Consider the following 22,304-nt stretch of genomic DNA (forward strand, 5'->3'; position numbering starts at 1 on the left):
TTCTTGCAGCCCTGTTTTTTTGCCCCTATATCATTGAATAAACGACAAAGGCCACCGATCATTCGGTGGCCTTTGTCGTTTTAAAAGCTTTTATCAGTTCGTTCCCTGGAATAAACGGGGTAATGGCTTACCTAACAGGTTCTCATACACGAAACGATAGGATTCATTCCGGGAATGGGTTCCTTTGGCCCCTCCCCATCCATGACGCTCACCGGGATAAAGCATGAGTTCAAAGTGTTTGCCGAGGTCCTGGAGCTTATTTACCAGCTGAATGGTGTTCTGAAGGTGTACATTATCGTCCATGGTGCCATGTACGATGCGCAGCAGTCCTTTATATTTGTCGGCATGGGTCATCACATTGGTGAGCTTGTAACCTTCGGGATTGTCTTTGGGAGTATCCATGAAACGTTCGGTATAATGGCTGTCGTACAGCGCCCAGTCAGTTACAGAGAAGTTGGCCATTCCATGGGTGAACACTTCTGCGCCGTAAGTGAGTGCCATACAGGTCATATAACCCCCATAACTGCCTCCGGTCATGCAAACTTTTGAAGCATCCACACCGGGTTGGCTGATGAGCCATTTAGTGGCATCCATGTAATCTTCTATCTCATATTTACCAAGCTGGCGGTGAATGTAGTTCATGCCCACTTTGCCCAAATGCCCTGCGGCACGGTTATCTATTGCCACCTGTATGATCCCTTCCTTTGCATACCATTGTAATTGTGCGAGGTTGGGCCTCCAGGAATCATAGACTGTTCCTGCATCCGGACCACCATAGATACTGATCAGCACAGGATATTTTTTACCGGGTTGCATGTTCAGCGGCCAGATGATGGTGAGTGGCAATTCAAGTCCATCGCGGGTTTTGTAGGTCTTTAATTCCGGCATGGCCAGTTTGTAAGTATCATAAGCAGCGCCATGTGCATTACCCAGTTCACGTACCACTTTGCCCTTATCGTTTAATAAGGTCATTTTAGGCGGTGTGGTGAGGTTGCTGTAGGTGGTAATGAAATAGTCTCCGCCATTTGGTGATAAACGTACCTCGTGGGAGAATTCGCCGAAAGTGAGGCGTTGCGGTTCTCCTCCGTTGATACCTACTTTATAGAGATCGAAACGGGTGCTGGCTTCTTTGCGGGCAGTGAAGAAAACGGTTTGTTTCTTTTCATCTACCTGCAGCACATCCCTTACACGCCAGTTGCCATTGGTGAGTTGCTTTTTGAAGCTGCCATCCATATTATGGAGGTAGAGATGGTCCCAGCCGGATTTATCGCTTTTTACAATGAAACCTTTGTTGTTGGCCAGGAAATAGATATCCGTGAACCAGTCTACCCAGGTCTTTTGTTTTTCCTCGTACACTATTTTCTTGCTGCCATTTTGGGTATCTATCGCATAAATGATCAGGTCGTTCTGCTCACGGGGCATCCATTGTGCCCATAATGCAGAACCGTCCGGGGACCAGAAGGGGGTGCCGAAATACTGATCGTCCTTTTCATTGAAATCGGCCCAGGTGATATTGCCGCCGGTTACAGGAACGATGGCCAGCTTCACTTCAGGATTGGTATCTCCGGCTTTTGGATAACGGGTGTTTTCCAGGAAGCCGTGCTGGCCTGCTTCGCTATAAATGGGGAAAACAGGTACTTTGCTGTCGTCAAAACGCATGAAAGCAATCCTTCTGCTATCCGGGCTCCACCAGAAGGCACGGTAGCGGGAACTGCGGCCCAGGATCTCTTCATAATATACCCAGGAGGCCCAACCGTTATAGATCACATCGGAGCCATCAGAAGTATACTGGATCTCTTTTTTAGTGGCCACTTCAATAGCAAAGAGGTTGTTATTGCGTGTGAACGCTACGTATTTTTCATCAGGAGAAAGGGTAGGGTTCTTTTCCAGCTCGTCATTATTGGTAAGCCTGATCTCTTCTCCCCCGTTGGGTCTTTGTATATAGATATCGTTGTTCTTCACACTAACCGTGTTACCGGTAGCGGGTGGTTGCACGTAAGGAGCTGTTTTGCCGGTTTTGGCGTCTACAGAAAGCATCTGCCCTGCGCGGGATTCGATATAATGATCTTTGTCTGCCCAGCCGCGGATGAAAGGAAGGGTTTCTGTAATGCTCACCGGACGGGTAAAGATCTGGTCGAAAGTGAGTTCTTTTTTTTCCTGTGCCAGCGCTGGTTGTGCGGAAACTGTCAGTAAAGAAAGGCCGGTAAGCCATACCGGCAGCGATTTGTACATGCTTCTCATAATTTAAACAGGTTGAGGTACGGGGGATTTCGCCCCGGGGTGACGAAAATAAAGATCAAATATCAATTTGAGCAATGAAATGTACCAGCGGTAGGAGGCTTTAGGCTGAAACTACCGGCTATGGCGGTAAAACCTCCAGCTATGAACCCAAAGAAGGCAACCAGGAACTTCTGCAAACACAGTTCCGCAAATCAAAGTACATTCGATTTGGTTTTTCATAGGATATGGTCCGAAAACGAATAGGGCAGCGAGTTTATCTACTGCCCTATTTGTTTGATATGATTGATCACATTTCCGATAACGATAGCTGCTGCCATTAACCCGATATCCTTTAACAGGTTGGCCGGGGCCATGGGACTGTTCTTCATCAGGCCGGGTACATGGATGGCGAAGATGAAGATCAGCAGCATAAGGGCCAGCAGGTAACAGGCCAGTTTTGCTTTCTTGTTCAGAATAATGGCGATGCAGGCCAGCAGCATTCCAACGCCGGTAATAAAAACCCAGAAAGCGCCGCCAGGAATGGGAACCATGCCGGCCATGTCTTTTGCATGTACCATGTGGTTGACGCCAAAATAAGCCCATATTAATGCATAGAGAACAGTTGCCGCGCGGGTACGGATGTGAATCTTCATACGGGAAGTTTTAAGGTTTCAACAATAAAAAAACCGGATCCCTGGTGAAGGATCCGGTTACTAATATACTGAATACGTAGCGATTATGGGTTATTCTCCGGCCTCATTTGCGGGAAGAACAGTACATCCTGGATAGAAGGCTGATTCGTCATCAGCATCGTTAACCTGTCTATACCAATCCCGATACCGGAAGTAGGCGGCATACCATATTCCAGTGCGCGGAGGAAATCATAATCGATGTACATGGCTTCGTCATCTCCTCTTTCCATTAATTGCACCTGCTCCTCAAAACGCTGCCGCTGATCGATAGGATCATTCAGCTCAGAGTAGGCATTGGCAATTTCCTTTCCGTTACAGATCAGCTCAAAACGTTCCACCACGCCGGTTTTGCTGCGGTGTTTCTTGGTGAGCGGGCTCATTTCAACAGGGTAATCTATGATGAAAGTAGGTTGTACATAATGATGTTCGCACTTCTCCCCGAAGATCTCGTCGATGAGCTTTCCTTTACCGGAACTGGCTTCTACCTGGATGTGCAATTGCTTGCAAACATCGCGGAGCTGCGCTTCGTCCATGTCCGTAATATCAATACCCGTATGTTCTTTAATGGCATCGAACATGGTTACGCGGCGGTAGGGAGCTTTAAAATCTATCTCCTTGTCTCCTACCGTTACCTTTGAGCTGCCGTTCACATTGATGGCTACTTTTTCAAGCAGCGTTTCCGTGGTGCGCATCATCCATTCATAATCCTTGTAGGCGGCGTACATTTCCATTACGGTGAATTCCGGGTTATGGGTACGGTCCATTCCTTCGTTGCGGAAATCTTTCGCAAACTCATACACCCCTTCAAATCCGCCAACGATCAGTCTTTTCAGGTACAGTTCGTTTGCAATGCGGAGATATAATGGAATATCCAGCGCATTATGATGGGTGATAAAGGGACGGGCAGTAGCACCACCGGGGATAGCTTGCAGGATAGGTGTTTCCACTTCCAGGTAGCCCATTTCATTATAGAAATCGCGCATGGTTTGTACCAGGCGGGTACGTTTGATAAAGGCTTCCTTGATCTGGGGATTGATCACCAGGTCCGCATACCGCTGGCGGTATTTGAATTCAGGATCTGTTACACTGTCAAAGGACTCCCCTTCTTTTTCTTTTACCACCGGCAATGGGCGTAACGCTTTTGCCAGGATGGTGAGTTCTTTTACGTGAACGGAGGTTTCGCCTGTTTTGGTGATAAAGGCATACCCTTTCACGCCAATGAAATCTCCCAGGTCTGTGAGTTTCTTCCAAACCTGGTCGTAAAGGGATTTATCTTCACCGGGGCAGATATCGTCCCGTTTTATATATAATTGAATACGGCCTTTGCTATCCTGCAATACGGCAAAGTTTGCCTTCCCCATATCGCGGGTGCTCATGATGCGGCCGGCGAGGCAAACATCCTGGTATTGTTCTTTGGTTTCCTCAGAATAACCGGCTTTGATATCCACGGAATAAGCATTCACGGGATACTCCGGGGCCGGATACGGGTCGATGCCCAAGTTTACAAGTTCCTGCAGCTTTTCGCGGCGAATGATCTCCTGTTCTGAAAGCTGTTGTTGGCTAATTACGCTCATTTTCGTGTGTGATACTGGTTTTTAACGGGTTGCTGACAGCTGCCCGCTCCGAAATGGAGAGCAAAAATAATTTATTTCAGTGGTTTTGTACGAATTGCGTTGGAGGCCCCCTTCCGCCACCATATTTTAACAATTTTCTTTTATATATAACTGGGTTGATTGGTGCGGTTATTGCTAACTTTATGTAAAACCACCCGGCATGAAAACGATTATTGTACCGACTGATTTTTCCGAAACAGCTTATAACGCTGCGCGATATGCGATTGGTTTAGCCCAGCAGCTTGGGGTTTCTAAGATCATCCTCTATCACGCATATGAATTGATCGTTCCTATTCCGGACCTCCCCACGGCGGTGCCTATGGTAAATATGGAAGATCTGAGAGATGCCAGTATAGAGGGATTGCATAAAATGAGAAATGAACTGGCAGGGGAATTACCTGCTTCCATCAGCCTGCTTGTTAGGGCGGATAATCATTTACTGGCGGCTAACATAGACCAGGTATGTAAAGAAGAAGAGGTGGACCTTATTGTAATGGGTATCACAGGCGGCAGCCAGCTGGAAGAAATACTGGTAGGTTCCAATACGGTGGATGTAGTGAAGAATTCCAGTTATCCTGTTATTGTAGTGCCTACTTCGGCATCCTTTTCACCCATTAAAAAGATCGTATTTGCCTGCGACCTGCGCAAAGTGGCGAAAACCACCCGCAAGGAACCATTGCATAAATTACTGGATGCATTTACACCGGAGCTGCTGGTGCTGAACATACAGAAAGAAGGCAAAGAACATATGCATCCTGAAGAGAACCAGGAACTGGATAACATGCTGCATAATTATAACCCGCAGTATCATTTTGTAGATCATCCAAACGTGGCGGAAGGTATTACAGCGTTTGCCGAAAAACAGTCGGCAGACCTCTTGCTGATCATTCCTAAAAAACATGGGTTGTTCGACAGTATCTTTAAACGCAGTAATACTTCCCGGATCGCATTTCATACAAACGTCCCTTTACTATCCATACATGAATAATTTAAAATCTATGCTAAGAAAAACACTTTTATTACTGGCAGGTGTGTTAGTACTGCACACTGCAACGCAGGCACAAATATTGAAGAAGGCCTCTGGTCTTTTAAAATCAGGCGGTACTTCTACCGGTACAGGTTCTGTTACAGAGAATGAGGCTGGAATGGGTATTAAAGAGGCTTTGGAGAAAGGTGTGCAGGCGGGAATTGCTGCACTAAACAAACAAAATGGTTTCTTTGGAAATGAAGCGTATAAAGTTTTGTTACCGCCGGATGCATTGAAAGCGGAGAAAACATTGCGTGGTATTGGTTTAGGTGGTGAAGTGGACAAAGCGATCCTGCAGATCAACCGTGCGGCTGAACAGGCAGTAGGTTTTGCCTCTCCCATCTTTGTGAATGCTATCAAATCCATGACCATTACAGATGCCCTGAACCTGTTGAAAGGCGGGCAGCGTTCTGCTACTGATTTCTTCCAGAACAAAACTACGGAGTCGCTGAAGTCTGCGTTCTCTCCTGTTGTTGACAGTGCGCTGAACAATACGGCGGCTACGAAGTACTACAGCACTTTGGTGACAAAGTACAATGGCCTGCCTACTACATTCAATAAGATCAACCCGGACCTGAAAGGGTATGTGACAGAGAAAGCAGTGAAGGCTTTATTTGATCAGATCGCGAAGGAAGAGCTGGCGATCCGTCAGAATCCTGCAGCAAGGTCTACAGAGTTGTTGAAGAAGGTATTTGGGAATGTGAAGATCTAAGGAGATCATTATAAAAAGAACGGGCGTTTCATGGAGGTGAAGCGCCCGTTCTTATTTGGAAGTGATTTTTTTATCAGGATCTTACCCCCCGGCCAGCAACACCTGCCAGGCCTCATTCACTTTATTCTCCGCTAACAATTGCTTAGCATAGGTATGCAATTCCTTTTCCATTTCATCAGGGCTGATACTATAATACTGAATGATATTCTTCAAATGATCATCATGGAAAGTAGCGTCTATCACGGGGAATTCATGTACGTTCCCTAACTGCCCAAGGTTATTGCCGGTAAGGATAGTACTGTTCCTGATGCCCCAGGGCAATGCATCTACACCAATGCCTAATTTTAAATTTGGCTTGGCTACTTCAAATACGGCATTGCCGGAAGCGCGGCAATAATAATCTGCCCCCATCCTGGCAACGAGGTCTATGAGCTGCGGATCTATTTTTCCGTTTGCATCCAGTACATCATCATTGATATGGATCATCACCGGCTCACAGATCACGAGATTGCCCGCGCCGCCATGGTTACCGGTTTCGATCACTTGTTTCACCACACATTCCAATTGCACCGGACTTTCTTTCACACGGAAAGGCCTTATGATCTCTGAGGCGAGTGGTGTGAAACCTGCTTTCTCAAATTCGCTGGTGCCTTTCGGGTATTCACAGCTTGCCAGGGAGGCTTGCTGCACCATGGCATAGTTCACCACATTGATCACCACTTCTTTTGTAGCATAGATATTTTCCAGTGTATGTTTTACGGTGTTATCACGCACACGGCGGGAAGGCGAAAAGATCAGCGTGGGAGGATTAGAGCCGAATACATTGAAGAAACTAAAGGGAGAAAGGTTTGGCTGCCCTTCTTCATCAACTGTGCTCGCAAAACAAATAGGCCGCGGGGCAATTGCACCCAGCAGATAAGCATGCAGCTCTCCGGTTTTTATCTCACCTGGTACTACTTTCATACATTCTTTTTCTGAGAGAGGATAGAGAAGTCAGACGCTTCCGCTACGATGGTATTAACGAGGCGGCCCAATCCTTCTATTTCCATTTCCACTACGTCTCCGGCCTGCAGCCATTGTTCCTTGTAATTGGGATCGTTCAGTTTACCGGTGCCGTTGAGTTCCAGGAAACAACCGGTGCCAACGGTACCGCTGCCGATAATATCTCCTGGCAGGATATCTGCACCATAGGCACAACGTTCTACTATCTCTGCAAAGGTCCAGTCCATATCACCCATATTGCCTTCACTTACCTGTATACCATTCACCCAGCAACGCATTTTGAGATTATAGCTATTGCCGGTGTGGCCTTCTTTAGCCGGTACCAGGTAAGGTTCCAGTTCATCGGGGGTTACCAGCATGGGGCCTATTACAGTAGAGAAATCTTTGCCTTTGGCGGGGCCCAGGTTCAGTTTCATTTCTTCCATTTGCAGGAGGCGTGCGCTCATATCATTCATGATCATGTATCCGCCGATGTATTCATCCGCTTCGGCAGCAGAGATATTGCGGCCGCGTTTGCAGATCACGATGGCTGCTTCCAGCTCAAAGTCCAGGTTGCGGAAATGGTCAGGCATGCAGAGGATCTCCCCGGGGCCTTGTATGGCATTATGATTGGTGAAATAGAAGATGGGATATTGATCAAACTCGGGGATCATCTCTACTTTACGGTTCCGGCGGGCTGCAGCTACGTGCTGGCGGAAAGCATAACCATCCCTGCAGGAGGTTGGAAAGGGCACAGGGGCCAGCAATTGCGCAGATTCATAAGGAACGCCCCAGCTTGTGGCCCTTGGCATTTTGCCTGCTTTGAGCTGTGCATCCAGTTGAATAGCGAGGTCTATTACTTCTTCCCACATCTGCAGGAACATGTGCATGGTGGTGGGCAGATCAGGATGTAACTCCTGTACATTATACAACTGACCATTCACCAGCATGGCCAGCTGGTCTACTTCTTCCCGTAAATAGGTAACGAGTTTCATGTGTTGGTTTTGGTGTTTTAGTGCTCAAATATATAACTTTAAGGTATGCCTCGTTTACTATTCACGTTTATGCTGCTATTATGCGGCAGCGCTACAGTTGCACAGCCCCGCACAGATAAGTTCCTGGAGGAGCTGTTGTTACAACATGCCTCCCCCGCTTTAAAGCATATCCTGCAGTACCCGGATTCTTTCCGGGTGCAGTTGATCTATACGCAGATCAACCGGGATGCGCAAAACCAGCCCACGTTTAAACATTACTACTATCATGTGGATGCCAATACCTATTTCAATCCAGCCTCCACGGTTAAAATGCCACTGGCTTTCCTGGCGCTGGAAAAGCTGAACAGGCTGGGTATAGACCGGAATACGCCCATGATCACGGATAGTGCATATGGCGGACAGTCTGCCGTAAACAGTGATACTTCTGCTGAAAATGGCTTGCCTTCTATTGAACAATATATCAAAAAGGTGTTCCTGGTAAGTGATAATGATGCTTATAACCGTTTGTATGAATTCATCGGGCAGCAGGCTATCAATGAGGGCTTGTGGGCGAAAGGATATCCCCGCATGCGTATCACAAGAAGGTTTGTGCCTATGACGGAAGAGGAGAACAGGCACACAAACCCGGTACATTTTATCAGGGACGGGGTACATGTGTATGATCAGCCGGAGGCAGTGAGCACTGTGCAGTTCGACTTCTCCAAGCCTTTATTGATGGGGCGTGCGCATTATAATAAAGATGAAGAGCTGGTGAACCGGCCCATGGATTTTACGCGGCATAATAATGCGCCGTTGGAGGACTTACAACAGGTACTGCAATCTGTATTATTCCCTTCTTCCGTAGCCCCTTCTAAAAGGTTCAACCTCAGGCCGGATGATTATCGTTTCCTTTACCGGTATATGGGGGCTTTGCCTTTTGAGTCAAAACACCCTGCTTACGATACGAGTGAATTCTTTGACAGTTATACGAAGTTTTTCCGCTTCAAAGCCGGCCAGGGCAAGGTTCCGCCCTATATCCGGGTATTCAATAAAACGGGCTGGTCTTATGGTTTTTTAACGGATATCGCCTATTTCGCGGATTTTAAACACAAGACGGAATTCATGCTCAGCGGGAACATTTATGTAAACAGGGATGGTACATTGAACGATGATAAATACGAATATAAAGAAGAAGGTTATCCTTTCTTCAAAGAAGTGGGGGATATCGTTTACAATTATGAGCTAAAACGTAAACGTACCTACCCCCCTGATCTTCAGATATTTGAGGATGCTACTGCGGGGCTGGGAAAGCCAGCAGTGGCCATTACAAGGGGGGATACCACTAAACGGCGTATCGCATTGGTTTTCACGGGGCATGAATTTGCAGATGGTGGTAAACATATAGCAGATGTGTTGAAGAAACACAAAGTAAAAGCTTCATTCTTCCTTACCGGCACGTTTTATGAGACTACTAAGTTTGGGCCGCTCATTCAACGGTTAAAGAAAGAGGGGCATTACCTGGGGCCTCATTCAGGACGGCATCTTTTATATTGCGATTGGACCAAACGGGACAGTTTGCTTGTAACCCGCCGCCAGTTTGAAGAAGACCTGGCCTTTAATTACCGGGCTATGGAAAAACAGGGTATTCCGGCACCACATTATTTCCTGCCGCCATATGAATGGTATAATGATTCCATTGTGCAGTGGACGGGTAATATGGGCCTTCAATTGGTGAATTTTTCCCCGGGTACACGTAGTACAGCAGATTATACTTATCCAGAAATGGGCAAAAGTTACAGGGATAGTAAAACCATCCTTCAATCTGTGTTAGATTATGAGGATCAGCGCCCAGCGGGGCTTAACGGCTTCATTTTATTGCTTCATATAGGCACTGACCCACGCCGTATAGATAAATTTTATTTTCAATTGGATAAATTGATACGATATTTGCAGGGAAATGAGTACGAACTAGTTACCATATCCCGGTTACTGTCGGACCAATGAAAAAAATACCAACTTTTTGTTCCCTACTCCTGTTACTTATAATTAGATGCAATGGTTTAATTTAAAAATTGGGAGTCATGAAATTTGACAAGATTAAAAACAAAGGACAGGCAAGATTATTTGAGAGCCAATATCTGGAAGTACTCACCAAAACACATCCTCTTTTTATTTGGGGCATGTATCTGCCTGTGTTCGGCTATATGCTTTATTATAGCTACAATACATTAGGTTACGGGATCGGAAAAGTGGCATTGATCTTTTTAGGTGGAATATTTACCTGGTCTTTATTTGAATATGCGATACACCGTTACCTCTTTCATTATGTAACAGAGAATCCCAAATGGAGAAGGATCGTGTATGTATTACACGGGAATCACCATGAGTATCCAAGGGATAAGCAGCGCTTGTTCATGCCGCCGGTGCCCAGCCTGATCATAGCCTCTATACTCTTTGCCGTTATGTATTTCCTGATGGGGCAAATGGTATATATGTTCTTCCCGGGTTTCCTGATCGGCTACCTGATGTATGGCAGTATGCACTATGCTATCCATGCATGGCATCCGCCGTTCAAGTTCCTGAAGCCTTTATGGCGTAATCATCACCTGCATCATTATAAGAGTGATGATAAAGGGTTTGGCGTAAGCTCTTCTTTCTGGGACAGGGTGTTTGGTACTTACTTTGACGTGAATGAGAAAGAGGATAAAGAAAAGGCAAGGGCTTTAATGTTCGATAAGTAAATTAAAAGTGAAACGCCCGGATGTTACATCCGGGCGTTTTTTATTTAAGGCAATAGCCTTGCAGGCATTAAGATCCTTTTTGTTTGAAGTTCCTCTTCACCATTTCTCTTCTTCATCCGTTAAGCTCTCCGGCGGCTGTTTATAGAACTCCCTGCTCTTTATCTTTTCTATCTGCCGGTCTATGATCAGCCTTGCTACGGAGTGATATACATGCGGGTAACCTTCAGATGCGAGAATGGCTTTCACTTTCTTTTCTGATACATCTACCTGGTAGAGCAGGAGTACAAACTGCTGGAAATCCTTTTCCACCAGCACTTCCAGCCTTTCTGAAAGTAACTGCTCCAGTTCTTCCATACTAACGGATTCCGGAACACGGAGGCCGGTGTTTTCACGGATCCATATCCCGGTTTCCTGTAAATAACGGTCTTCCATTATTTTACCTGCTTGATCTTATAAGATGCGTTGGTAATGATCCTCACCGGCACTTTCAGGTCTTTTTTAAGTTGCTTCTTACGGTTGGCGAGGTAGATGTATTCTCCTTTCATTTCCGTGTTCTGCACGCAGATGCTGGGGAGCCCGCTTTCGCGGTTGACGAGGTAATTGCTGGTTTGGGTGCCTTCAATGGCAGCAGTGGCCTGGATCCCTTCTTCTACCATAAAGCTTTCCAGCTTATCGGTTTTGATGTTGCCGGTGCCATTGATCTTAGCGGTCTGGCTATCGAAGTGTATCAGGTTCCAGTAGAGGTCTATGCGGCCTTTGAGACCAGTGCGCAGCGGTACACTTTCTTCCCATTGGGTGCCATTCTTGATCCCGTGAACAGGGTATACTACCAGTAATTGTTCCAGCCAGGAGCGGAAAGCGTCTGTGCCGAACTGGTCTTTCAATAACTTTTTATAAGCGGCCTGTTCATCTGATTTGAGTTTGGAGAAAGCGGCGGAGGCTTTATCCAGCGCAGCATCCAGGTCTTCTACTTTATTGATGAAACCGGTGGATTGCAGCTCTACGGTGAAGGGCTGATTGAGCATGAGCTTCAATGCGCCTTGCAGGGGTTCAGCATCGTTGGCCACCTTGGCATCTACGAAGATGTTCTGGTTCTTGGCGTTGAAGTTGAACTTGATATCTGTATAGATAAAGGTGAGGATGAAAACGCCGGGAGTAGCTTCCCGGATCACAAATTCCATTTTGTTATTGTAATCGCGGGTGGTGCGCTGTACTACTTCGTTTACCGTAATATAGGTTTCACTGCGGCTTTGCTGCTCAAACGCAAAAGCATCTCCTTTTTTAAATTTGTAGTTCAGTTCCACATAATCCTGCGCGGAGAGTGAAAATGCGTAGCATAACAGCGCTACCAGTCCGGTAAGTTTCTTCATTTCCAGTTAAATTGATCAAACATATTTTTCAACCACCCCTAATCCGAACAGTGCAAAATCATACTTAACAGGATCTTCCGGGTCCAGCTCTCTAAGCCTTTCCGTTAGCTCGATAGCAGTGCTCCAGGTAGGATCTGCATTTCTGATCAATCCCAGTCGGGTGGCCACCCTGCTCACATGTACGTCCATAGGGCATACGAGTTGTGATGGCGATATATGGTGCCACATCCCAAAATCCACGCCGCTGGTATCTTTCCTTACCATCCAGCGTAAGAACATATTCAGCCTTTTGCAGGCGGAATTGCGTGCCGGAGTGGAAATGTGTTTGCGGGTGCGTTCAGGATGTTCCAGTGCAAAAAAGATCTTATGAAAGCCCGCGATCGCTTTTTCAACGTCTGTGTCTGTTTGGTCCAGATGCCCGCTGAAAGCAAATTCCAGGGAGGTTACGTTGCTGTAGTAATGTTGCAGGAACTCTACGAAATAGAGGAGGTCCAGCCCATTGAACGTGCGGTGTTTGAAGTTCATGAACCTCATACGGTCCCGCGCCTCGTGGTTGCGGATAAAATCATAAGGTGAATTATCAAAGAGCTCCATGAGTTCCGTGCACTTATTAATAATAGTAGTGCGGTTTCCCCATGCTAATATAGCGGCGAACAATCCGGAGATCTCTATGTCCTGCAGCTGGCTGTATCGGTGAGGAATACTGATAGGATCCTCTCCTATAAAGGCCGGCTGATTGTAATAAGCCGCTTTGGCGTCTAAATAATCTTTCAGTTGTTGGGACTTCATGGCTATGGTTATGGTATATGGACCCTCTCTTACCCAAGGGGGTGAGAGGCTATAGGTGTAATCCGCTAAAAATAAGGACTTTATCCCAGCTTTTCTAATATCCGTGGGAATCAGCCGATGGCCTGCTTCAGATCTTCTATCAGATCTTCCACATCTTCGATGCCTACGCTCAGGCGGATCAGGGAATCAACCAGTCCGTTTTTCACTCTTTCTTCCTTTGGAATAGCCGCATGCGTCATGCTGGCCGGATGGCCTATCAGTGATTCCACTCCTCCCAGCGATTCCGCCAGGGAAAAGAGTTTGGTGCCACTGAGCACTTTCAATGCCGCTTCCATGCTATCATCTTTGAGGGTGAAGGAGATCATACCACCAAACCCGCGCATCTGCTTTTTAGCCACTGCATGATTGGGATGGTCTTCAAACCCGCACCAGTACACTTTTCCCACTTTGGGATGCTGCCGCAAATATTTCGCTACGGCTTCCCCATTCTCACAATGCCTTTGCATACGGATATGCAGCGTTTTCAGTCCACGAAGCACCAGGAAGCAATCCTGTGGCCCGGGAACGGCTCCACAACTATTCTGAATGAAAGCGAGTTGCTGCGCCAGTGCATCGTCTTTTACGATCACGGCTCCATGTACCACATCACTGTGGCCTCCCAGGTATTTAGTAGCAGAGTGTACTACAATATCCGCACCAAGGTCTAAGGGGTTCTGCAAATAAGGGGAAGCGAAGGTGTTGTCTACCGCTAAAAGTACCTTTCTTTCTTTGGCGATCACCGCACAGGCTGCAATATCTATAATATTTAATAAAGGATTGGTAGGTGTTTCAATCCATATCATTTTCGTTTGGCTGTTCACGATAGGCAGCAGGTTCGCAGCGTCCTGCATATCAATGAAATGGAACTTAATTCCATAGCGCGCAAAAACTTTGGTGAAGATGCGGTAGGTACCTCCATAGAGGTCGTTGGAAGCAATCACTTCATCTCCCGGGTTCAGCAACTTTAAAACAGCATCTGTGGCTGCGAGCCCGCTGCCAAAAGACAATCCGTGTTTGCCGTTCTCTATGGCAGCCAATGCGTTCTGTAAGGCATGGCGGGTTGGGTTTTGGGTACGGGCATACTCATATCCTTTATGGTCTCCCGGTGCGGCCTGCACGTAAGTGGAGGTTTGGAAGATGGGGGTCATAATGGCCCCGGTAGATGGATCGGGTTCAACGCCTGCATGTATAAGTTTGGTGCCTAACTTCATGGTTTGCTATATTTTATGAGCGTATCAAAGATAATGAATTTGGAAATGGGGCCGTTTTGATGGATTGCGTAGTTATACTATAACACGTACGTAGTATTACTACATCCGCTGTAACCCAAATTCTACGCGGGTTTCGGACGATACAGCTGTTATCTGTTCGTTCACGAGGAATTTCGATGCGTTCACCAGAAACGGATATTACCTTATCGTTAATTCCCCTAATTTTACCGTAGGTTTTTCATAGGATATGGTTAAAAATTACTGAAGGCGGTATTCTTACCGCTTTTTTTATTGGTTAAACTGAAAAGGCAACGATCACTCGTTGCCTTTTCAGTTATATAAAATATTTACTTATTTCTTTGCTACGGGTTTCTTTGCCGGCACCGTTGCCGTTTCCGTCCAGCGGATAGGAAGACTTACCTGCGTTTTATCCCAACCCATTAAGAGGTTAGCGCCATAGGCCGCTTTTTCGAATACCATGCTGAATGCTTCCAGTTCTTCGTCGGCTGCACCAACCGGCACGTCTGTACGAACAATGTCCAGGCTGGGTTCATATTTATAAGAGCCCCAGATATCTGTTTGTTTATTCAGTATAATGGTCCATTTTGATTCTGTGGGAATGGCATACAGGGTATACCGGCCTTTGGGAATGAGTTTGCCTCCGATGGTCACAGGGCGGAAGAACTCTATCTCAGTGGCTTCGTTAGCACCTAAGCGCCATACTTTACCATATTCTACCAGGTTGCCGAAAATAGGGCGGCCTTTTTTCTGGGGGCGGCTGAAAACAGTACGGGCCACCAGGGTACCAGGTTCTCCTTTTACTTTACATACATAAGGAAACATAACGGGGTAGTAAGCCATATCCATTGGGCTGGGGTCTACCGGGGGCATTTTTTTCTCCTGTGCAAAGCCCAATTGGCTGAGGGCCAGGCATGCCACTACAACAGCTGCTTTTAACTTATTCATAAACTGCGGTTCTTTTATAGTTACTGATTGATCTGAATCTGAGAGCAAACCTACGCGCTTTTGAGAAAATCCTCAAAAGCGGGATACCTTACCCAATGGACGCATGGCAGGGGAAATCCCCCTATTACCTATTGTAAACCAGGTAGTCTTTCTTTCATGAAGGCCAGGGCATCCGGGAAAAAGGCCTGGTAACATTCCTCCAGTATATTATAATTATCCTCAAACACCCCAAAAGGCACTTCTACCGGCTGATCAAAATATTTAGCCCTTCTCACGATCCCTGAAAAGCTCTGGTAGATGCCATCCTTATGATGGTATTGGTAAAGCCAGTTGTGGTGGCGCATATGGGTAAATACCTGCTGGAAAAAGGGGGGTAATAAATAATGATGGGCCTGCAGGACCTGGTAGGTGGATTCCGCAAAGGTGCCCAGGGTCAATAAGTTAAAGTACCTGGGGTCATTGGCGAGGTAATGATCATAGACCACATCCATAAATACAGCACCATAGAGGCCGCAGGTAGGTTTAAAAATGTCTTTGGCCCTGCGGGTGGCTTCATGTTTATCCGTAAACTCATCCAGCTCCCGGTGGGCACGGATACCATTCTGGATGTCCGCAGGGAATGTGAGCACTTGTTTGCCCTTTACAAAATCGGCGATCATCTGGCCAACAGTGGTGGCCGGATCATGAAAAGATAAGTAAGCGTGGGCAAGATAATTCATGGGCTGTTGAACGGTAATAGAAAACGAATGAACGGTAAAAACCTGATAAACAGGCGCTTTCGGCTTACCGAAGATAGGATAATTAGTGATGGTGTTCGCAAATGGAACAAGGTGTCCGCTTTTGAAAAACGCGTTTTTCATCCTACCGATTGTCACCAGTATTCCGTTTTAACATACTCTTAACTCCTGCAGATGCAACATTTGCCTTTTCCGCTCAACACCTCTGTGGGATTGAATTTCAGGCGAATGAAAATCTATGTTTTGCGTATGCGTTATAACATGCATAACATTGGGTTAATGTACTACTGCCACTCTTAACTATTCCCTTGTCCGCCTATCAACCGCGTACTACTTTTACATCGTAATCAATTATTACAAATCACAATTAAACAAACCCAGATAAAAATTTTTCCGCCATGAAAAAAATTATCGCCATTCTAACCTTAGCCCTGGTAGTTACCAGCGCCACCTTTGCCAGAGATGGCAGGACCATCGACAACAAAAAAGTGATGGAATCTTTTAACAACCAGTTTGCCGGTGCGGCAGATGTTTCCTGGTATACCACGCCCGATAAGTATGTGGCTAAATTTACCATGAAGTCTTCTAAAGTAACTGCGCATTTTGACAGAGAAGGAAACCTGCTGGCTACTTCCCGTTACATTACAGACACTGAGTTACCTTTAAAAGTGATCAGCCGTTTGATGAAGAAGTTCCCTGATCAAAAGATCCAGAACATCGTGGAGTATGATGCAGAAGGCAACACTACTTACGTGATCACCCTGGAAAGCGAAACACACTGGACCGTGTTGAAAGCTGAACAATCAGGTAGCCTTACAACGCTTAAGAAACTTACCAAAGCATAGCGATTAATCGCAGCCCAATCTAGTTTTAGTTTTAGTGTTAATCAGTATGACCGTTCCGTATCCTACGGAACGGTTTTTTTATGGGGAAAACCCCGGCTCTTTGTCTTACATTTGCGGCCTGAACAGGTAAAAACAAATTTAGTTATGAATAAAGGGCCAATCTCTCAATTTATCCAGCATCACTACCGCCACTTCAATGCGGCGGCACTGGTAGATGCGGCCAAAGGATACGAAACGCATTTACTGGAAGGCGGTAAAATGATGGTGACCCTCGCAGGTGCCATGAGTACTGCTGAACTGGGTATTTCTTTCGCAGAAATGATCCGCGCAGGTAAGGTGGATATTATCTCCTGCACAGGTGCTAACCTGGAAGAGGATATCATGAACCTGGTAGCGCATACGCACTACAAACGTGTACCTAATTACCGTGACCTGAGCCCGCAGGATGAGTGGGAATTGCTGGAAGGCGGTTTTAACCGGGTTACAGATACCTGCATCCCTGAAGAAGAGGCTTTCCGCCGGATCCAGCAGCATATAGTGAAGATCTGGAAAGATGCGGAAGCGAAAGGCGAACGGTATTTCCCGCATGAATTTATGTACAAGCTGCTGCTGAGCGGTGTAATGAAAGAGCATTACGAGATAGATCCCAAGAACAGCTGGATGATCGCGGCTGCGGAGAAGAATATTCCTATCGTTGTACCAGGTTGGGAAGACAGTACCATGGGTAACATCTTTGCTTCATACTGCATCAAAGGAGAGCTGAAAGCTTCCACTATGAAGAGCGGTATTGAGTACATGGTGGAACTGAGTGACTGGTACCGTAAGAACTCTTCCGGTAAGGGCGTTGGTTTCTTCCAGATCGGTGGTGGTATTGCGGGTGATTTCCCGATCTGCGTGGTGCCGATGATGTACCAGGACCTGGAATGGCATGATGTGCCTTTCTGGAGCTATTTCTGCCAGATCTCTGACTCTACTACCTCTTATGGTTCTTATTCCGGGGCTGTGCCTAATGAGAAGATCACCTGGGGTAAACTGGATATTAATACACCTAAATTCATCGTAGAGTCTGATGCTACCATTGTGGCGCCGCTGATCTTTGCGTATATCCTGGGCTGGTAAGCCGCGGGATGGATATATAACTGGCCGCCCCGGGAAAACCGGGGCGGCTTTTTTTATGTTATAGGATCCCTATACCCTGAGCCTATGTCGAGCCTATGTCAAGAGAAGAGGTACCCTATGTCAAGCACGGAAGTCCTATACATTGAATTGCTCTTTCGCCTTAAAAAGCCCTTAAAAAAGGGAAAATTTTCGGCCTTGGAAACATTAAATCAGGGTTAAATCTTCGAAAAACGGCTGCTATACTCGTTTTAACAAATCTTTAGACGATTACATATTATTTAATTAAATATTCCTTTATATTTGCATTACCATTGACTTATGCATAACAATTAATGAAGTTCTTACAAATCCGGGCTTAAATTCTTTTGGCCGTATCAAAAAACGATGTACATTTGACCCGCGAAGTCAAAAAGTCAAAGGCTTCTTTTGTAATTCAGAAATGGGCGAACAGGATCAGAAAAGGGAAGTGATACTGGAAGCTGCACTGAAGCGTTTCAAACGCTTTGGACTGGCTAAGACCACCATGGAAGAAATTGCAAAAGATCTGGAGATCTCTAAAGGTTCTTTGTATTATTATTTTCCTGACAAAGATAGCATCTATGTGGGAGTGGTGGAAAGAATTGTTTCACAATGTTTTACAGACGTAAGCGGTTTTTTAGAAACAGCTGTTTCGGTGCAGGAGGTGATGGAACGATATCTTTCGGTGAAGGAAAGAATATTACTGGATTATCATTTTCTGTTTGGCATTCATGAATGGGTGAGCGATAAACCAAGCAGCCTGATGCGTCAGGTGGGGGAATTGGTTCACCAGTCGGAAATGCGGTTCTTATCCGCCTGGATCCGGAAAGGGATCGCAGATGGTGAGATAGCAGCAAAACATGATCCGGAAAGAACGGCTGATCTGTTAGTGCATGTGTTGTTTGGTTTGTGGGTTGTTTGGTGCAAGTGGCAGGCCGCGGGATACGAACTACAAAGTACTGATAATATCAAAGAATTTATGAGCCGTGAAGGCATGGTGCTTACCATCTTTTTCAACGGTTTAAAGTAGCCCATATAATCAAAGAAAATCTTCTTCCCCCCAATTGCTTAATGCATACATGTATGTAGAAACATGATTTAGCGGAATCGATTATTGACATATTTTATTTTAAAACTAAAAATTGTACGACAGATGAAAAAAATGATCGTTGTGGCTGTATTGGGCCTTATCGGAACTCAGTTTGCAAATGCACAGGTTAAAAAAGGTAACATTCTTTTAGGTGGTACTGTGGGTGTTGGTACTTCTTCTTTAAAAACAGAAGGTGTTGATGGTAAATCCTCTGCCACTAATTTCGAAATCAGCCCTAAAGTTGGTTATGCTGTAAACGACAAATGGGTAGTGGGTGTTTTTGCAAACACTGCTTTTAATAATGCTAAGAGCATTACCGATGTGAAAACTAAAAGCACCAGCATTGCTCCTGGTATCTTTGTACGTAACTACCATAACTTAGGTGAATCTAAATTTGCATTCTTCGGTGAAGCAAACGTTTCTTACGGTTTTGGTCAGACTAAAGTAGCTGATACTAAAACTGGGAAATATACAATTATTGACGCTAACGTTGTTCCAGGTATCGCTTACTTCGTGACTAAACGTTTCAATATTGAAGGCGTATTTGGTGGTATTAATTTCGCGAGCCGGAAAGATACTCCTCAGGCACCAGCTGGTCCTGAAACAACATCTACTTCTTTCGGCCTGGAATTCACTAAACAATTTAATTTAGGTGTTAACTGGTTGTTCTAATCTTAGCAATAACTAACAACTTTATAAGGGGCTGGCCGTGAGGCTGGCCCTTTTTTTTGTTCAAAAACAAGTGGTGGTATTAACAATAAACCTAATGCTGTTGGCTTTTTGGCAAAGTTTTAGCATAACTAAGGTGAATTAAATAGTGTGTTATGAAACAAGCATGGAAAATAAGTGGTGTGATGGGAGCGATATTGATTGTTGCTGTTAGTTGTGTTGCGCCGCGGATGCCGCCACACCCTCCAAAACCACCAAAGCCGCCGAGGCCTCCTCATGGCCCTTCTGCGATAACACCGCAGCAGGAGCTCACTGACCTAAGCATTGCTTATCCGCAAAAATAGCATCCTGACCATAGCATAGATAAGTGAAAATGAAAAAGGGCAGTTACACCATCGCGTAACTGCCCTTTTGTATTCAAGTCGTGGTATAATTACCTGCTCATGGAGATCAGGAACTCTTCGTTGTTCCTGGTGCCTCTCATATGTTGCAGCATAAAGTTCATGGTTTCTTCCGTGTTCATATCTGCCAGGTGATTGCGGAGGATATAAATGCGTGACAGCATTTCTTTTTCCAGCAGCAGGTCATCACGGCGGGTAGATGATGCGGTAACATCAATAGCCGGGAAGATACGACGGTTAGCCAGTCTGCGGTCCAGTGCCAATTCCATGTTACCGGTACCTTTAAACTCTTCAAAGATCACCTCGTCCATTTTAGAACCGGTATCGATCAATGCAGTAGCCAGGATGGTAAGGGAACCGCCGTTTTCGATCTTACGTGCAGCACCAAAGAATTGTTTTGGTTTCTGCATGGCGTTTGCTTCCACACCACCACTCAACACTTTACCGGAAGCGGGTGCTACGGTATTGTGCGCACGGGCCAAACGGGTAATGGAATCCAGCAGTATCACAACATCGTGGCCGCATTCTACCAGTCGTTTTGCTTTTTGCAATGCGATAGCGGAAACTTTCACGTGTTTTTCAGCAGGTTCATCGAAAGTAGAAGCAATCACTTCAGCTTTCACGCTACGTTCCATATCTGTTACCTCTTCCGGACGCTCATCGATGAGCACTACCATCAGGTAAATATCAGGGTGGTTAGTAGCGATAGCGTTGGCCACTTCTTTCAGCAACATGGTTTTACCTACCTTGGGTTGCGCCACGATGAGACCACGCTGGCCTTTACCGATTGGCGTGAACATATCCATGATACGGGTAGAATAGTTGTTGGAAGTTGTAGTGAGCGTGAGCTTTTCGAAAGGGAACAGCGGTGTGAGGTAATCGAAGGGAACGCGGTCGCGTACTTCTTCAGGAGATTTACCATTGATGCTTTCCACTTTCAGCAGTGCAAAATATTTCTCGCCTTCTTTCGGAGGACGAACTGCACCACGTACGGTATCGCCGGTTTTCAGACCAAACAGTTTGATCTGGGAAGGAGATACGTAAATATCATCAGGAGAACTGAGGTAGTTATAATCAGAAGAACGAAGGAAACCATAACCATCGGGCATCATTTCCAGTACACCTTCGCTGACAATTACGCCATCGAATTCAATATTGAAAACTTCTTGTTTCTTAGGATACTTGTGACCACCGCCACTACTGCTCTGCTGTTGTTTCGGAGCCGGCATGGTTGCTTCCTGTACGGTCACAAAATCATCTTCATTTTCTTCTTCCGGTAATACTATTTCTTCTTCTACTTCATCAGAAAGGGCAGGCAACACGATATCATCATCATCATCAAATGTGAGTGAAGGTATATCCAAATCTAAATCGAGCTTACGCTTGGGCGGGGTTGTGGGCTGTTCTTCTGATTTGGAAACTTTTTTCGGGGCTGCTGCTGGAGCTGGTGCTGGTTCGGCGTTTTTGCGTCCTCTTTTTGCTGCGGGTTTTTCTTCTGAGGCTGCTGGTTCTGCGGGAGCTGGGGTCGGTGCTGGTTCTTCTTTTTTCGATGCAGCCGCTTTTCGCTTTCGTCCCTTTTTCTCATCTCCGTTTCCCTGATCCTCTGATGCTATCACCGCCTGCTTATCAAGAATTTTATAAATTAATGACTGCTTGTCCAGTTTCTTCGAGTTCGGAATGTCCAGTTTTTCTGCAATATCAAGCAGCTCAGGAACGAGCATGTCGTTCAGTTGTAAGATGTCGTACATCATCTGCGTTTGTCAAATTTTAGAAGTGTCGAAAGGTGGGTACCACTGCATACCAACATACACCAATTAACAAATAATTGTTTTGAGTCAATAATAAAGTCTTGATCATTAAATTGATAGGGATCACTTGAGTTAAGGACTGCTGATGAAGATGGCAAAAACAGGACTTAATCAGACAGATTGTAAGTACAAGATTAAAACAAGTTTTACTATTATCCAAATAAATATTGATGACGGGCTATTAATGTATAGCAATTTTCAAAATACTTGTATCGCTGTACCAACAACCGTTTACCCTGATCATACAGCAAATGTGAGACCAGATAAATGAAAGTGTTTTAT

The 22,304-nt window shown here is 45.7% G+C and carries 20 protein-coding genes; 8 read left to right on the forward strand and 12 right to left on the reverse strand.

Features of this window, described 5'->3' with window-relative positions:
• Window positions 1–93: 93 nt before the first annotated feature.
• The 3 genes from BUR42_RS22575 to lysS all read right to left on the reverse strand — a co-directional run bounded on the left by BUR42_RS22575 (window position 94) and on the right by lysS (window position 4,486).
• Window positions 94–2,232, reverse strand: coding sequence for a S9 family peptidase (locus BUR42_RS22575; protein ID WP_074241849.1), 2,139 nt, complete (start codon window positions 2,230–2,232; stop codon window positions 94–96).
• Between the two features lie 266 nt (window positions 2,233–2,498).
• Window positions 2,499–2,873, reverse strand: coding sequence for a DoxX family protein (locus BUR42_RS22580; RefSeq protein ID WP_074241850.1), 375 nt, complete (start codon window positions 2,871–2,873; stop codon window positions 2,499–2,501).
• Between the two features lie 83 nt (window positions 2,874–2,956).
• On the reverse strand, window positions 2,957–4,486 hold the full coding sequence (lysS, locus tag BUR42_RS22585) for a lysine--tRNA ligase (protein ID WP_074241851.1): 1,530 nt from the start codon (window positions 4,484–4,486) through the stop codon (window positions 2,957–2,959).
• A 199-nt stretch (window positions 4,487–4,685) separates the two neighbouring features.
• Between lysS and BUR42_RS22590 the strand changes: the two genes are divergently transcribed.
• Window positions 4,686–5,513: a universal stress protein gene (locus BUR42_RS22590; RefSeq protein WP_074241852.1), complete on the forward strand. Its 828-nt coding sequence runs from the start codon at window positions 4,686–4,688 to the stop codon at window positions 5,511–5,513.
• A 10-nt stretch (window positions 5,514–5,523) separates the two neighbouring features.
• Window positions 5,524–6,264, forward strand: a complete 741-nt coding sequence (locus BUR42_RS22595) for a DUF4197 domain-containing protein (protein ID WP_074243150.1) — start codon at window positions 5,524–5,526, stop codon at window positions 6,262–6,264.
• Between the two features lie 81 nt (window positions 6,265–6,345).
• Here the strand turns inward: BUR42_RS22595 and BUR42_RS22600 are convergent, their stop codons facing one another.
• Together BUR42_RS22600 and BUR42_RS22605 are read right to left on the reverse strand one after the other, a co-directional pair.
• On the reverse strand, window positions 6,346–7,227 hold the full coding sequence (locus BUR42_RS22600) for a flavin reductase family protein (RefSeq protein ID WP_074241853.1): 882 nt from the start codon (window positions 7,225–7,227) through the stop codon (window positions 6,346–6,348).
• Window positions 7,224–8,240: a fumarylacetoacetate hydrolase family protein gene (locus BUR42_RS22605; protein WP_074241854.1), complete on the reverse strand. Its 1,017-nt coding sequence runs from the start codon at window positions 8,238–8,240 to the stop codon at window positions 7,224–7,226. Before BUR42_RS22605 ends, BUR42_RS22600 begins: the two co-directional genes overlap by 4 nt.
• Window positions 8,241–8,285: 45 nt before the next feature.
• Here BUR42_RS22605 and BUR42_RS29895 point away from each other — a divergent pair, with 45 nt between their 5' ends.
• Together BUR42_RS29895 and BUR42_RS22615 are read left to right on the forward strand one after the other, a co-directional pair.
• Complete coding sequence (locus BUR42_RS29895) at window positions 8,286–10,223, forward strand: serine hydrolase (protein ID WP_200798351.1); 1,938 nt, start codon at window positions 8,286–8,288, stop codon at window positions 10,221–10,223.
• A gap of 77 nt (window positions 10,224–10,300) precedes the next feature.
• Window positions 10,301–10,960 carry a sterol desaturase family protein gene (locus tag BUR42_RS22615; RefSeq protein ID WP_074241856.1) on the forward strand — a complete coding sequence of 220 codons (660 nt, stop codon included), beginning with the start codon at window positions 10,301–10,303 and terminating at the stop codon, window positions 10,958–10,960.
• Window positions 10,961–11,056: 96 nt separating this feature from the next.
• Here the strand turns inward: BUR42_RS22615 and BUR42_RS22620 are convergent, their stop codons facing one another.
• From BUR42_RS22620 to BUR42_RS22645, 6 genes are all read right to left on the reverse strand, one after another.
• Entirely contained in the window at window positions 11,057–11,392 is a 336-nt protein-coding gene (locus BUR42_RS22620; protein WP_074241857.1) for a hypothetical protein, read from the reverse strand.
• Window positions 11,392–12,330 carry a DUF6263 family protein gene (locus BUR42_RS22625; protein WP_074241858.1) on the reverse strand — a complete coding sequence of 313 codons (939 nt, stop codon included), beginning with the start codon at window positions 12,328–12,330 and terminating at the stop codon, window positions 11,392–11,394. Before BUR42_RS22625 ends, BUR42_RS22620 begins: the two co-directional genes overlap by 1 nt.
• A gap of 15 nt (window positions 12,331–12,345) precedes the next feature.
• A complete protein-coding gene (locus BUR42_RS22630; protein ID WP_074241859.1) occupies window positions 12,346–13,119 on the reverse strand; it encodes a TIGR02757 family protein in 774 nt (257 codons plus the stop codon).
• 110 nt (window positions 13,120–13,229) lie between these two features.
• Complete coding sequence (locus tag BUR42_RS22635) at window positions 13,230–14,369, reverse strand: cystathionine gamma-synthase (RefSeq protein ID WP_074241860.1); 1,140 nt, start codon at window positions 14,367–14,369, stop codon at window positions 13,230–13,232.
• 351 nt (window positions 14,370–14,720) lie between these two features.
• Window positions 14,721–15,335, reverse strand: coding sequence for a DUF2911 domain-containing protein (locus BUR42_RS22640; protein WP_074243151.1), 615 nt, complete (start codon window positions 15,333–15,335; stop codon window positions 14,721–14,723).
• Window positions 15,336–15,463: 128 nt separating this feature from the next.
• Window positions 15,464–16,195 (reverse strand): acyl carrier protein phosphodiesterase, encoded by a 732-nt coding sequence (locus tag BUR42_RS22645; RefSeq protein WP_084185766.1) that lies wholly within the window; start codon window positions 16,193–16,195, stop codon window positions 15,464–15,466.
• 275 nt (window positions 16,196–16,470) lie between these two features.
• On the opposite strand from BUR42_RS22645, the gene BUR42_RS22650 reads away from it, so the two are divergent.
• From BUR42_RS22650 to BUR42_RS22665, 4 genes are all read left to right on the forward strand, one after another.
• The gene (locus tag BUR42_RS22650; RefSeq protein WP_074241861.1) at window positions 16,471–16,917 is read left to right on the forward strand and encodes a PepSY-like domain-containing protein; all 447 of its coding nucleotides are present in this window, start codon (window positions 16,471–16,473) and stop codon (window positions 16,915–16,917) included.
• Between the two features lie 144 nt (window positions 16,918–17,061).
• Complete coding sequence (locus tag BUR42_RS22655) at window positions 17,062–18,036, forward strand: deoxyhypusine synthase family protein (RefSeq protein ID WP_074241862.1); 975 nt, start codon at window positions 17,062–17,064, stop codon at window positions 18,034–18,036.
• A 439-nt stretch (window positions 18,037–18,475) separates the two neighbouring features.
• Entirely contained in the window at window positions 18,476–19,084 is a 609-nt protein-coding gene (locus BUR42_RS22660) for a TetR/AcrR family transcriptional regulator (RefSeq protein ID WP_074241863.1), read from the forward strand.
• A gap of 123 nt (window positions 19,085–19,207) precedes the next feature.
• On the forward strand, window positions 19,208–19,816 hold the full coding sequence (locus BUR42_RS22665) for an outer membrane beta-barrel protein (RefSeq protein ID WP_074241864.1): 609 nt from the start codon (window positions 19,208–19,210) through the stop codon (window positions 19,814–19,816).
• 430 nt (window positions 19,817–20,246) lie between these two features.
• Here BUR42_RS22665 and rho read toward each other — a convergent pair whose 3' ends face one another.
• Window positions 20,247–21,962 carry a transcription termination factor Rho gene (gene rho / locus BUR42_RS22670; RefSeq protein ID WP_074241865.1) on the reverse strand — a complete coding sequence of 572 codons (1,716 nt, stop codon included), beginning with the start codon at window positions 21,960–21,962 and terminating at the stop codon, window positions 20,247–20,249.
• Between the last annotated feature and the right edge of the window lie 342 nt (window positions 21,963–22,304).

This window comes from Chitinophaga niabensis (assembly GCF_900129465.1).
Lineage (GTDB): Bacteria > Bacteroidota > Bacteroidia > Chitinophagales > Chitinophagaceae > Chitinophaga > Chitinophaga niabensis.